This window comes from Paenibacillus sp. 01T431 (assembly GCF_056398625.1).
The window spans coordinates 40841-54923 of record NZ_JBFTPT010000001.1; the positions used below are offsets into that span (position 1 = coordinate 40841).

The window sequence follows — 14083 nt, forward strand, 5'->3', positions numbered from 1 at the left end:
GGGGGAAATGAACAATGGCGCAACAACTCGTACAATTAAAAAATGAAGATATTCAGAAGCTGGAGCAAGAAGTGCAAAGCACGATGCAGAAGGTAGCGACAACCGATGCTATGCATCTGGATACACTAATGGATGAGATTACGAAAAAAGGCCAGAAGACGCTTGAGCGCTCAAGCCAGACGCTTACGATGCTCGAGAGACCGCTGTCGGATCTCATGTCAGGCAAACGGTCTGAGGTAGCAAACAACATGCTTAAGCTTCGCAGCGAGGTTGAGGATTTGAGCAAAAGCAAGCAGCTCTCACTCGTTCAGAAGCTGCTTCGGAAAGCACCGATGAAGGCTTATATTTATAAATATCAATCTGCCAAGTCTAACGTGCAGGTGATCGTCAAATCGCTCAGAGATGGTCGCGACAACTTGGAAGAGAACGTCATTCACATGAGAAATTTGAAGCGCAGCAGTCTAGACAATGTATATGACCTGCAGCTGCTTGTCGAATATGGCAATCGTCTCAAAAAAATGTTCGAAGAGGAAATTGCTAAGCCCGAGAACGAACACCGGAAAACTTATTTGGAGCGCGGACTTCGCAAGGTTGTAACGAAGCTCCAAACGTATACGGAAATGATCATGCTTTATCAGCAAGCGATTGCCGCAACGGATATTATTAATGATACAAATGATAAGCTGATGGATGCGCTGGACAGCTCAATAGATAAAACCCAGCATCTCATGTCGGTTTCAGTCTTGATTGCGAGTGCGATTGATGACCAGATGAAGGCTATAGAAGCAGTCAATTCAACGAATGAAATGTTAGGCAATCAATTTGCTGAGAACGCGCGTCTTTTGAATGAAACGAGCGAGCGAGCTAATCAAGCATTAACGAAGCCGGCTATGAGCATGGAGCTTGTGGAGCGGGCAATGTCGGATCTCTTCTCCGCGATGGACAAGTACGAGAACTCCAATCGACAAATTATTCAAACGGTATCCCAGCAAACGGAAAAAATGACGCAAATTAATCAAAAGGTTGGACAACGCTTAGGCATTCAAGCGGGTTCTGGAGCTAGTCAAGCGGAGCTTCCTTCTTCAGCAGCCACAGGATTTTTGGAGTAAATCAAAAAAAATAATTAGCAGGACGAGCTCTCCAAGGGCTCGTTTTTTTGCGTTTTTTGAGAAGAAATGACGGATGTCCTACAAGTAATGGCTCATAAAGCATAAAGAAACAGCATAGTCTTAAAGAAAAAACGAGGTGATCATGCTATGATTGGCGAAATTGCCATAGCTGCACTCATTGTCGTCTTAATTGTTGTTGCCAGCTTTGAACGGGCGGAGGATATTTTGAAAGATTTTTAAGCATCGCTGTTTGTGTTCACCTCTGATTTGGTATAATAGGATGAATTATACTGGCTGATCGGAGGTGTTCCAATTGGAGTTTACCTATGAAATTATTTCGGAGTCAAATATTAATGTACGGTTCATCTATGGCGGTGAGTGGTTTACTTTTAATCTGTTCAATCGAGACCAGCAATGGGTCCTTCATCCTTTTGATTCCTCTTTGATTCGCAATAAAGATATGAGCAGGCTTGTCATAGCAGATTTGATCCAGCATAAACCTTTTCAAGTGATGTTGGCGAAAGAAGGCATTCTTCTTTCCGAGCTGAATACGTCCATTCCGCTTGGACAGCAGCAGGAGACAGAGGTGGAGTACGAAGCGCTTCCTCGTATAGGGCGCGGTTCGGACCTGATCTTTGACGAAGAGCGTTCTTCCAAGCCAGAAGAAATCAATATCGAACAGTTAATTGAAGAAAATGACCTGGAGGATCTTATTCGGCTCGAATTACAAATGATTGAATCGCGTCAAAATCTTTATAATCAAATATTGCACCGAATGTTCATGGCTGATCTAGGTCCAACCGACCCGGAATTCCAGAAAATTCAACAAATTGTCAAAACATATGGGGAAGCGAAAACAAGGCTCCAAACGATACAATAACGGAGTCACTTCCTGTATAATAGAAGCACTGAATGGTTCTGGAGGAGATTAGGTTGGCACAGCTTTATTACAAATATGGAACAATGAATAGCGGTAAATCTTTCGAAATCATTAAAGTGGCTCACAATTATGAAGAGCAGGGCAAGCAGGTTCTTATTTATTCACCATCGGTAAGTGCAAGAGGCGGGGTGGATCGTGTAGGTTCTCGTGTAGGGTTCGAGCGGGAGTCCATTCCGGTTCAAGAGGATACGAACCTTTTTGAAAGTGTGAAAAGCTTCGTTGCAGGAGATGCACCATCCAAAATTTATTGCGTACTCGTGGATGAGGCGCAGTTTTTGAAGAAACATCATATTTTGGAGCTTACACAAGTTGTGGATGAGCTTAACATCCCGGTAATGGCGTTTGGACTCAAAAATGATTTTCAAAATCAATTATTTGAGGGCAGCTACAACTTGCTCGTGCAGGCGGATAAAATTGAAGAGATTAAAACCATTTGCTGGTTCTGTGATCGGAAAGCAACGATGGTTATACGCTATAATGACGGACAGCCGATGAATGCAGGTGCGCAAATCCAGATTGGCGGCAACGAGGATTATAAGCCTGTATGCAGACGCTGCTATAATGAAGCTTTTCGCAATGCGTAAGCAGGGGTAATAACAATACAAAAGAACCTCCAGATCCACTGTTGCAGTGGCTTTGGAGGTTCTTTTGTTTGGTTTGCTATTAAAGACTGAATTCACTTGGATTAAGTCCAAGGGTATTGCAGATGTCACGCACAGCAGCTTGTTCCTTCATATCGAAATCGCCGTCTGCTGCTCCGATTGCGCTGCACACACCAACGATTACACGAGCAACGTCTGGTTTGCTGCGGAATTTGGCAATCGCTTTAAGCGCCTCTTGCTTGCCAATCATCGCGTCAAACTCCATATTGCCTACAAAGTGATTGAAACGGTTAATCACATCACTCATATCAAAAACTTTTAATTCTTCGCTGCGGCCTATGTAGCCGGCCATTTTTTGTTTTTCATTGGAGTCGACGGAACCGTCTGCTGCTGCTACAATCGCACAGCCAGCTACTACCGCATCTAGGAATTCTTTATTTTTAAATTTTTTGACCTGATCGGTTAGTCCTTGCTTACTTGTTTGCAGCCATGATTTGAAAGAGCTCATTTAGCTCAGCCTCCTAGAGTGAATTTAAATCTTATTATTCTATTGTAGATTTAATTGGGGTCATTTAGCAAATTTTGCGGTAAATTGTCTGTTTATGCTATTGGGTTAGATCGTTGAATGAAAAGGAAATAGGATGAACTATAGAATGAGAGACGATGTATTTTTGAAATCGATTATATTATACAAAAAACAACGCACATCATCTTAAAAATGACTCATATTATGAAATCGTTTTCAATTTTATACTTGTAAGTAATCTCGTCTACAGCTGTCCATTTCAATAAAGAAGGGATATGCCGTGAGACGACAATTATAGTTATGGGGAGGGTTTGGTTTGAAAAGAAAAATGTCGATGATGACGGCGATGCTGCTGGTCATATCGCTAATGACGAGCTTGCTTTCAGTAGGAGCAGCACCTTTGACGCAGTCAAATGGGGGATTGCCGACGTACTTGGACCCATCAAAAAGCGTGGATGCAAGGGCGGCGGATTTGCTTGCCCAGATGACACTAGAAGAGCGGGCAGGACAAATGATACAGCCAGAGAAATCGAATATTACGCCTGAGGAAGTGAAGCAATATTTTATCGGCTCGGTGCTTAGCGGCGGCGGTTCGTTCCCGAACGGCAAGCAGCAGGACAGCACGCGTGAAAATTGGCAGACGCTTATAGACGGCTATCAGGATGGCGCGCTTTCTACGCGTCTTGGGATTCCGCTGCTGTATGGCGTGGACGGAGTACACGGACATAACAATGTGAAGGGAGCAACCTTGTTCCCGCATAATATCGGTTTGGGTGCAGCGAATAATGCTGAGCTGGTGAAACAAATCGGCGCCGCGACAGCAAAGGAAATACGCGCAACCGGAGCAAATTGGGATTTTGCGCCGACGATTGCAGCCCCGCAGGATATTCGATGGGGCCGGACCTATGAAGGATACAGCGGCAATCAAGCGATATCCAAAGTGCTTGGTGCAGCGTACATTCAAGGGCTGCAAGGAGAAACAGCTGCGGAGCGCAGTCAGACGAAACATGTCGTTGGCGCTGCGAAGCATTTTTTAGGTGAAGGCTATACGGATAACGGCGTTAACCAAGGGAATATAACGAAGTACACAGAGGATCAGCTCATTGCAAGTGATTTAGAGATGTACAAAGCTGCCGTTGATGCAGGTGTACAAACGGTAATGGCATCTTACCACAGCATTCAAGGCCTCAAGATGCATGCGAATAAGCGGCTTCTTACGGATGTGCTGAAGGGTGAGCTTGGATTTAAAGGTTTTGTTATTTCGGATTATAACGCGATTCAGCAAATCACGCGTGATCAAGACGGCAAAGCAGTCAGCGGCTTGAAAGATCAGCTGAAAGCGTCCGTTAATGCAGGCGTAGATATGTTCATGCTGACGGGTGACTGGAGAGCCAGCCTTGAGCATTTAATTAGTCTTGTTAAGGATGGCAGCATTACGGAAGAGCGTATCAATGATGCAGTCCTCCGTATTTTGAAGGTAAAAATTTCATCTGGTCTATTTGAGAATCCAAAGACAGATACGGACTTGGCAGGCTACTTCGGTGCATCTGAGCATCGTGCGCTTGCGCGTCAAGCTGCGGCGGAGTCGCTCGTTCTTCTGAAGAACGATGAGGTGAACGGTTCACCGATTATGTCTCAGCTGAAGGATATGGACAAAATCTTCGTAGCAGGTAAAAATGCGAACGATATCGGCAACCAATCTGGCGGCTGGTCGATTACTTGGCAGGGAGCATCCGGGGCGATTACGACCGGAACGACAATCTATGAAGGACTTAAAGAGGTTGCAGGAGCCGCGAAGACGGTAACGTACAACAAGCATGGCCGCGGCGCTGCTGGTTATGACGTAGCTATTGCTGTTGTAGGCGAAACGCCTTATGCAGAAACGAATGGAGATCGTACGAGCCTGAATCTCGACGAAGAGGATCTCGCAACGATTGCAAATATTCGTGCAGCTGATCCGAACATTCCACTCGTTGTTGTTCTTGTATCCGGACGCCCGCTTACGATAGCGGATCAACTGGGTGACTGGGATGCGCTTGTCGCAGCATGGCTTCCAGGTACGGAAGGTCAAGGCGTGGCTGATGTACTGATTGGGGGCAAACCGTTTAAAGGGAAAAACCCGATTAAATGGCCATTTTATGTAACGAATAATTATCCAATTATGACCGATGTCAGTCCGAATTTGCTGTTTCCTATCGGTTACGGCTTGATGAGCGGGCAGGCTACGCCTGATCTGCCGAGCAAACCTGTAGAACCAGAGAAGCCTTCACTGCCTATCCCGGGCAAGGTCGAGGCGGAAGCGTTCGATGCGAAGAGCAGCGGATTGAATACAGAGGACACGCAGGACATTGGCGGCGGCAAAAATATTGGTTGGACGTCCGGCGGCGCATGGCTGGATTATAGGGTGAAAGTGAGCGAACCCGGTACCTATAAAGCCGATTTCCGCTATGCTGGCAACGGCGGTGCAACGGGGATTAAGATTAAGAGCGAAGCGGGAGCGACGCTTGGTACGTTGAGCGTAGGCTCCACAGGAGGCTGGCAAAGCTGGCAAACGGCCACCGTCGAGAATATCGTGCTAAGCCAAGCAGGCATTCAAAAGCTGAGGCTTGAGTTTATTGCCGGAGACATTAATTTTAACTGGGTAGAGTTTACGCGTACAGGCGATGTTCCAGCTGGCGGCGGTGGCGGCACTGATCCAGGTAATGGAGGCGGCGAACAGCCAGCCCTTATTAGCGGAGCTGTTGAGGCATGGATCTCCAGTGAACGTGATGCGGGTGACCGCAAATGGTATTATGCGGATCGTTATCAAGCTGGCGATAAGAAGCTGGAGCAGCAGACGAATTTAGATATTACCCTTCCAGATAACAGCAAAGCGACAACGATTACGATAAATCCGGATAAAAAATATCAAACGATGCTAGGAATCGGTTCGTCCATGGAAGAAGCGACGATTCATAATCTTGTGAAAATGTCTCCGGAGAAGCAGACAGAGCTGCTTCGCCAATTGATCGACAAGGATAACGGCATCGGCATGAGCTTGATTCGCCTAACAATCGGAACCTCCGATTTTACAGCGCAAAAGTTTTATTCGTACGATGATTTGCCTGCCGGTGAAACGGACGTTGAGCTTAAGAAATTTTCCATTCAGAAGGATATTGATTTTGGCATTATTCCAACCGTCAAAAAGATACAAGCGATTAATCCCGATGTACAGTTTTTTGCATCGCCTTGGAGCCCTCCAGGCTGGATGAAAACAACGGGCAGCATGGTAAGAGGTCAAGTGAAGGAAGAATATCTTCCTGTGCTTGCAGATTATTATGTGAAATTTTTAGAGGCATACGCTGAGCATGGCATCTACTTTGAAGGCATGACGCTGCAAAATGAGCCGCTGCTCGAAATTGATTATCCAAGTACAGCGATGTCATGGCAGCAAGCGTCACGTCTAGCCAAGCTGCTGCGGGCAAAGCTAGATCAGAATAGCAATGCAAAAATCAAAAGTGTAAAGCTATGGATGTTCGACCACAATCCTGGCGATACGATGGCTTATCCAGCACAAATTCTGGGTAATTCCGTAGAAGGGGCTTACGATGCCATAGAAGGGACGGCGTTCCACGATTATGGCGGCGAGCTGTCCATGATGACGGAGCTTCAAAAGCTGTTCCCGCAGAAAAGCGTGTATTTAACGGAGCGTGCGGTATGGGGGACAACGGGCGCTGACCGAATCGCACAATATTTCCGCAACTATGCTAAAAGCTATAACAGCTGGGTTACGATGCTGGACAGCGATATTTCATCCCATCAATGGGTAGGTATTCCTGATCCGACCCCAGTCGTTCAGGATTCCTCGAATCCAGATCACTACTGGCTTCTGCCGGAGTATTATTTGATGGGGCAGTTTACGAAATTCGTGAAGCCTGGTTATGTGCGAATCGATAGCAATTACGGCTCGGCTGCGACAGTAACCAACGTTGCATTTGCAAGCCCAGACGGCAAAGAAATTGTAACGGTTGTCATCAACCAAACGAGTGACCCGCAGCCATTTAAAATTATAGTTGATGGACTTCAAATTGAACCGGTCATTCCAGCCAAATCAGCAGCAACCTATCGCTGGAATCGTACGCAAATAACAAACGTTCCAGCAACGATTGACGCTACGCGCTTCGCTTCAGCAGAAGGCGAGTTCCAGGTTAATCCGAACGGATACTTAGGTTCTTTTGCACCAAATGGAACAGCTTCGTTCGATTATGTTGTAAATGTAGCAGAAGCAGGCGAGTATGAACTCGATCTGGCGATTGCAGGTTTCCAAACGGATGGTCTGGTTAGCTTTGAACTGGATGGCCAGCCGCTTGTGTCACTGCCGATCAATCAGACGACGTACCAGTGGGAGTACTTCGCTAATCGCCGCGAGCGCGTTATGCTTCCAGAGGGTGCGCATAAATTAACGATGAAAGTGAGTAAAAACGACTTCAATGTTAGAAGTATTGCGTTCACGAAGGCGGATAAGGCAGCTATTTCACTTCCCGCATCTATAGAGGCGAGTAAATTCACATCTGCCTTTAATGTACTCGTAAACGGCTCAGCGGTCAGCTATGCCGATCCGAATGATTGGATGGAATATGAGGTGCAGGTTCCAGCGGATGGAAACTACGGTATAACGTATCAATATTCCACGACCTATGACGGAGCGAAAGCAGAGCTTTCACTAGGAGGAAATGTACTGAAAATGACTGAGCTACCAAACAGCGAGAGCTGGGATGCTTGGGCAATGGCTTCAGATACAGTTGCTCTGACTGAAGGTGTTCATACGCTAAGAGTTCGAATCGTTGATCAAGGCTTCAACTTGAATGCCATTGCGGTTGGGCCTGCTATTATCGCAGATGCCTCAGCCGTAACAGAAGGTGCAGAGGCTGGAAGCCATATTTTTGTCCAGCTGCTTAACGACACGTATAAAGAGGAGCTGACTTCCTCCAATTGGTCCATCGACGGGTATGTCGGAACGGTTGTAGATAGCGTTTATCGTGTTGATGACCATATGGCTAAGCTTACCTTAGGAGGAGGGGCGACTAGAGACTATGACTCTGATCGTACCGTCACAGTAACAGCCAGCACATATGAAGCTGCTTCTGGAAGCACCGGTAAGACGATGAGCTCTAAAGTTATCATTAAGGCTATTGATGATGCGGAGTCGTTATCCTTGTCAGAGAGTCAGATTGCTTATGACGTAAATGGCAAGGAGTTAATCGTTACCCTTGCTGGCGGTACTTTCGTGCAGAGTCAGCTTGGAGCGATAACCGTATCGGGAGCGGCGACCTCGCAAGGAGGCGTAACACTGCGCTCGGCGGAGCTTCTCAGCCCTAATCGAGTGAAGCTTACGCTGAACTGGAGCGGAACCGTTTACTATAATGAATTGGAATTGCAGGTTAACGTTCCACTGCAAGCCTACGATGATTCAACAGGAGGTACGGCGTTAAACGCTAAGGCAGTGCTGCTTGGAACCGAAAATGTGAAGGAGCCAGTAAATCTTTTGTCCCTTGATTCATTGGATCAGTTCAATCGATTAAAAGGATTCGCAGTGTCTGGAACAGGAAGCGCGAGCAGGCTAACCCAAATTGATGCGGGCGATTATGCCGATTATTTGGTACATGTTCCAGCTACTGGTTCCTATGTTGCAACCTTTAAGGCTACATCTGGCGGCCAAGCTGTGAATGGCATCGTGCTGGAGGCGCAAGATGGCGCTGTTCGGAAAACGATTAACGTACCAAACCTTTACAACCAGGTCGTTGAAATGCGGATTGTCATTGATCTCATTGAAGGTGATCAAAAGCTTCGTATTCTGGCTGGAGCATCCGGCTACGAGCTTAGAGGCATTAAATTTGAGCCGTATGTTGTACAGGTAATGGATCAGAGCGGTGTTATGAAAATTGAAGCGGAAAGCTACACCCATGCGGATGCGGCTGCTGTTCAAAGCAATATGGACGGACAAACGCTATTCTTCAAAAACGTAGGTTTTATCGCGGCAGCAGGCTCGCTTTATTTTGACGTAAGTATCGCAAAATCGAGCTTCTACAAAGTGACCTACCGTTATGCAACGCCGCAAGCAGGCGTGAGTGGAACGTTGTCCGTGAATGGGCAAAAGTTGTCTACTACGCCGCTAGGAGCAAGTGGTGGATGGGATAAATATGTGGAGGCTTCTGGCATTGTAGAGCTTGCAGAAGGCGTGCAAACGATTCAGTTTACTAGCAATAATGATGGGGCAAACCTTGATTGGATCACGCTTGAGCAGACTGAAGCGGTTACGCAAATTACAGGTACCACAGCGCTTCCGACTGCTTCGCTGAAAGCTGGAGCCTACAAAGAAACCAAAACGGTTGCTTTAACGACTGCTACAGAAGGGGCTGCCATTTACTATACAACAGATGGATCGCTGCCTAGCAGTACAAACGGGCAATTGTACAAAGGAGAGCTTAAGCTCTCGGAGCTGACAGTGCTCCGCACGATCGCGATTAAAGCAGGAATGAAGGACAGCTTTGTTGCACCATTTACGTATATCATTACGCCAGGGGGAGAGCCAACACCAACACCAACGCCAACACCGACGCCAACGGAGCCAACACCAACACCGACGTCACCGACGGGGCCAGCTGTAACGCCAGCTCCTACGACGCCTCCGAGTGGAAAGGGCACAATACCTGCACCAACTCCGGTCATGGACACGGCTAGCGGACTTGGTAAAACTGCGATAAGCCAAACGCTTATCGACGAAGCTTTGAAATCAGTAGAAGGAAATAATAGTACCGTTCAAACCATTACAATTAAAGTACCGAGTGTAAATGGAGCTAATGGCTACGAGGTGCAATTGCCTAAAGGGACTATTAGCGAGGCTAAGCTGTCGGTACAGTATGAAATTCAGACAGGTACGGGTACGATTGTTGTACCAAGCCATATGTTGAAATCACTGCCTTCGGATGCGAAAAACGTATCCATTGTGATTGCGAACATCGATAAAACAAAGCTTAGCGAAGAAACGAGAGCAGCAATCGGCAGCCGTCCTGCGGTTGAGCTGAATCTCTACGTTGATGGCGTTAAAGTGGAATGGAGCAATCCAGAAGCTGCTGTAAACGTATCGCTTAGTTATACTCCAACAGCTGATGAGCTGGCGAGCAGTGAGCAAATTACAGTGTGGTATTTCGATGCAGCAGGTAAAGTGATTGCAGTGCCAAGCGGCAAGTATGATAAATCGCAAGGTGCTGTGCTTTTCACAGTAAATCATTTCAGTACGTATGGCGTAGTATTCGTAAGCAAAACGTTTGACGATCTTGGCAAATATCCTTGGGCGCAACAAGCGATTAAGGTTATGACGGCAAAAGGCGTCATCAACGGCATATCGGATAAAGCATACGCTCCAGCTCAAAATGTGAAGCGGGCAGATTTTATTACCTTGCTCGTGAAAACTTTAGGTCTTAATGCTGCGTATGATAGTCAGTTTACCGATGTGGCAAAAGGTTCTTATTATTATGATGCGGTTGCCATTGCGAAGAAGCTTGGCGTAGTAACTGGCCGTGCGGACGGTACGTTTGATCCGAATGCCTCCATTACAAGGCAAGAAATGATCGCGATGACAGCAAGAGCGTTAAATATTTCTGGCAAGAAGCTGCAAGCAGGAAGCTCGGAGCAATTGAAATCGTTCACCGATTTGAAGCAGTTAGCAGCTTATGCAACGGACAGTGCTGCTCTTCTCGTAGCGAACGGCATTGTGAAGGGCGACGGCGCTAAGCTTAACCCGCTTGGTTATACAACCCGTGCGGAAGCAGCAGTTATTATGTATGCCATTTACAACAAGTAATAAGATTGGAATGAGCGATGCGGCTCATTGAATGACAAGGAAGAAGCCTTCGAACTCACTGTTAAAGTGGGAAAGAGGGCTTCTCTTTTTTTTTGCCTATTCTATGAAAATTTTTTCAAAATAGTCGTATGCCGTTCTCACTATTAATCTAGCGAATAGGATGAGGGTATCAAACGGTAGGAGTTGATTATGTGTCATTTTATTTTAAGCTGCGCACGTACCTAGGGAGAGATGTAGAAGTTATTCTCTCTAATGGGGATGTGGTTGCGGGTGTGCTGCTGACGGTAGGCTTCTCATACATTGTGGTTCGAACCTTGAGTGTACCTGGATACGGTGGGACGGAAGATGTGTTGATACGTTTGCGGGTCATCGAATATGTCCGGATTTTATAGGAATGGCTGTACGGATGATGGAAGAAGGCGTGACTATGTCGAGCGATTGATCGCAGATAAGGATGTGCTGCCTCCTTTACGAAAAGGAAGAGATTTCTCCCAAGCAGGCAATCGGCGCGGGGTTCACCAGCGCTTGTCAGTGATTATACCCGTTCAAAACGAGGAACGGACAATAGGGCGTGTCATTCAAGAGGCTATATTGCTGTCGCCAGCTGAAATTATCGTAGTTGTTAATGGCTGCAATGATCGTACAGAGAGTATTGCTAGAGAGCTTGATGCGTCGATCATTGTTTTCGAGGAGCCGCTCGGAACGGATGTAGGCAGAGCTATTGGCGCATATGCAGCCACTGGCGATGCGCTGCTGTTTGTGGATAGTGATTTTCATATCCCTTGGAAGGAGCTTGCTCCTTTTCCTAATGCGCTGCTAAGCGAATGTGATCTGGCTGTTAATAAGCTGGATCACCACCTCAGCATGCGCATGCCTTGGAGTGCCGTGACAACGCTGAAAATAGCACTGAATATGGCAGTTGGGCGCGAGGATTTGGCGAATGCTTCACTCGTACATGTTCCATTTGCGCTGAATAGGCGGGGGCTTAATGTTATTCAGTGGTCCAATTTATTATGTCCGCCGAAAGCTTATGCGCTGGGACTACTCGGAGGCTTATCCGTCAAACCGGTTCACTGCGTAGAGGTTGACCGCTTGAATCGTTATCGTCCGAGCAAACACAACAATGCCGGAGGAGACCATTCCATTGCAACGATGCAAATAATAGGGGATCATTTTGAAGCTCTGCATGCCATTCATAGGAGAGAGGGCAAGAAAGGAGAGATAGGGTGCAGCGGGAATTTGGAAAAGTAAGTATCGTTATTGCAAATTATAATCGTGCAGCATATCTCATTGAATGTTTGGACAGCTTGATGAGCCAAACGTATTTGAATAAAGAAATCATCATTGTAGATGACGCATCGACCGATAGGTCGCTGGATGTTATCGAGGCTTGGTGCGAAGCGAACGGAGTAGCGGGTACAGAATCTATCGTACTCGTTAGACTTCCTAGAAATATTGGGTTTTCTGGAGCTGTTACGGCGGGTTTCTTCCACGCTCGCGGACAATATATCGCGGTACAGGATGCGGATGATTTCTCCCATCCGCAGCGTTTAGAGAAACAAGTAGCTTATCTTCAAAGCCATGCAGAGGTTGCACTGGTAGGAACGAGCTACGCTAGCTTTGATGAAGCCGAGAAGAGGCAGTATGTTCAGGAAAAATGGCTGCGTTTCGGTGATGATATTCATGATGTTTATCGTAACGGCGGTCACTGTGTTTGCCATGGGACGATCATGTTTCGCGGCGATGCTTTTGACCAGATTGGCGGATTGAGCCGCCGAATTGTCGGGGCGGAGGATTATGAGTTCATCGTTAAATTTTTGAATAATAAAGCTCGTATTGCAAATATTCCTGAAATTCTTTATTACTATCGTCTGCATGCGAGCCAACGATCATTGGCTTTTTATGCAAAAAAGGAGTGAGGTGAAATGGCAGGCTCGCCGTTATCCGTCTTAATGGCTCTGGACAGTATGGATGCCGGTGGTACGGAAACACATGTATTAAGTCTAGCAAAAGCACTAATAAAAATAGGTCAAAGAGTGAGTATCATTGCCGCGGACGGCCCTATGCGGTTTCGGTTTGAGGATGCCGGGTGCCATGTATATTTGTTTGAATTCCAGCCAGCTGGAGCGTCAGTTCAAACGGAGCGAATCGTTAGGCTGCAGGAAATTATGCGAAGCGAGAAAGTGGATTGCGTTCATGTGCATCAGACTCCATCAGGTTTATTTACGGCAAAGGCAGCTAATCTATTAGGAATTCCGTCTATATTTACCGTTCATGGCACCTATTATCCGCAGACTGCTCTAAAATCGCTGCTTGTTTACTCGGAATCGGTCATATGTGTAAGTGCTCCTCTTCAAAGCTATATCACGCGGCTTGGCTTTCCGTCTATCGTTGTCCCGAATGGCATTGATCTAGCGGAGTTTTATCCATCCAGCGGCGCAAAGCTTCGCTCAGACTTAGGTATTTCTGAAGATGCAATTGTACTTATGTATGCTAGCCGCTTGGCTTGGGGAAAGGCAACAGCATGTGATGTCCTGCTGCGGGCGATGAAGGATCTTTATCGTTATGGGTGGGATAAGCTTGAGCTTGTTGTTGTCGGGGATGGCCCTAAATATAATGCAATTTCAGAACTTGCGGAATTTATTCAGGCAGAAAGCGGAAGACGCTTCATTCATATGGTTGGGAAACAATCTCAAATGCGAGAGTATTACAATGCTTCAGATATCGTTGTCGGTACAGGACGCGTTGCGCTGGAGGCAATGGCTTGCGAGAAGCCAGTGCTTGCCATTGGCAACCATGGCTATTTTGGCTGGGTGGAGCGGGGTAATTATGAGCAGGCTTGGCTTAACTATTTTGGAGACCACGGTTCGTCTGCTGCTTATTCCCGTTATTTGTTTGCAAGCGAGATTGCAGATGGATGCCGCAGGCTGGAGGGGCTGCGCGCTAATGGAATAGAGGGAAGACGGTGGGTGGAACGTGAGTTTCATATCGATCAATCCATTGATCAAATGATGAGCGTGTATCGTTCAGCAATTGGGGAGATTTAATGAAGGGCGGTACGGA

The 14083-nt window shown here is 46.7% G+C and carries 9 protein-coding genes; 8 read left to right on the forward strand and 1 reads right to left on the reverse strand.

From position 1 onward, the window contains the following. Nucleotides 1-14 precede the first annotated feature (14 nt). The 3 genes from AC1DM9_RS00225 to AC1DM9_RS00235 all read left to right on the forward strand — a co-directional run bounded on the left by AC1DM9_RS00225 (nucleotide 15) and on the right by AC1DM9_RS00235 (nucleotide 2633). On the forward strand, nucleotides 15-1109 hold the full coding sequence (locus AC1DM9_RS00225) for a toxic anion resistance protein (protein WP_477551262.1): 1095 nt from the start codon (nucleotides 15-17) through the stop codon (nucleotides 1107-1109). Between the two features lie 313 nt (nucleotides 1110-1422). Continuing rightward, nucleotides 1423-1989 carry a hypothetical protein gene (locus AC1DM9_RS00230; RefSeq protein ID WP_477551261.1) on the forward strand — a complete coding sequence of 189 codons (567 nt, stop codon included), beginning with the start codon at nucleotides 1423-1425 and terminating at the stop codon, nucleotides 1987-1989. Between the two features lie 53 nt (nucleotides 1990-2042). Beyond that, nucleotides 2043-2633, forward strand: coding sequence for a thymidine kinase (locus AC1DM9_RS00235; RefSeq protein WP_477577975.1), 591 nt, complete (start codon nucleotides 2043-2045; stop codon nucleotides 2631-2633). 79 nt (nucleotides 2634-2712) lie between these two features. Here AC1DM9_RS00235 and AC1DM9_RS00240 read toward each other — a convergent pair whose 3' ends face one another. Next, nucleotides 2713-3159, reverse strand: coding sequence for a tellurite resistance TerB family protein (locus AC1DM9_RS00240; protein WP_076267368.1), 447 nt, complete (start codon nucleotides 3157-3159; stop codon nucleotides 2713-2715). A gap of 334 nt (nucleotides 3160-3493) precedes the next feature. On the opposite strand from AC1DM9_RS00240, the gene AC1DM9_RS00245 reads away from it, so the two are divergent. The 5 genes from AC1DM9_RS00245 to AC1DM9_RS00265 all read left to right on the forward strand — a co-directional run bounded on the left by AC1DM9_RS00245 (nucleotide 3494) and on the right by AC1DM9_RS00265 (nucleotide 14067). Further along, nucleotides 3494-11020: a glycoside hydrolase family 3 N-terminal domain-containing protein gene (locus tag AC1DM9_RS00245; RefSeq protein WP_477577976.1), complete on the forward strand. Its 7527-nt coding sequence runs from the start codon at nucleotides 3494-3496 to the stop codon at nucleotides 11018-11020. 191 nt (nucleotides 11021-11211) lie between these two features. Then, nucleotides 11212-11412: a hypothetical protein gene (locus AC1DM9_RS00250; RefSeq protein ID WP_076267366.1), complete on the forward strand. Its 201-nt coding sequence runs from the start codon at nucleotides 11212-11214 to the stop codon at nucleotides 11410-11412. After that, a complete protein-coding gene (locus tag AC1DM9_RS00255) occupies nucleotides 11396-12271 on the forward strand; it encodes a glycosyltransferase family 2 protein (protein WP_477577977.1) in 876 nt (291 codons plus the stop codon). Before AC1DM9_RS00250 ends, AC1DM9_RS00255 begins: the two co-directional genes overlap by 17 nt. Further along, on the forward strand, nucleotides 12247-12939 hold the full coding sequence (locus AC1DM9_RS00260; protein WP_477577978.1) for a glycosyltransferase family 2 protein: 693 nt from the start codon (nucleotides 12247-12249) through the stop codon (nucleotides 12937-12939). The genes AC1DM9_RS00255 and AC1DM9_RS00260 overlap by 25 nt, the downstream gene beginning before the upstream one ends. A gap of 6 nt (nucleotides 12940-12945) precedes the next feature. After that, nucleotides 12946-14067, forward strand: a complete 1122-nt coding sequence (locus AC1DM9_RS00265) for a glycosyltransferase (protein ID WP_477577979.1) — start codon at nucleotides 12946-12948, stop codon at nucleotides 14065-14067. The last annotated feature ends 16 nt before the right edge of the window (nucleotides 14068-14083 follow it).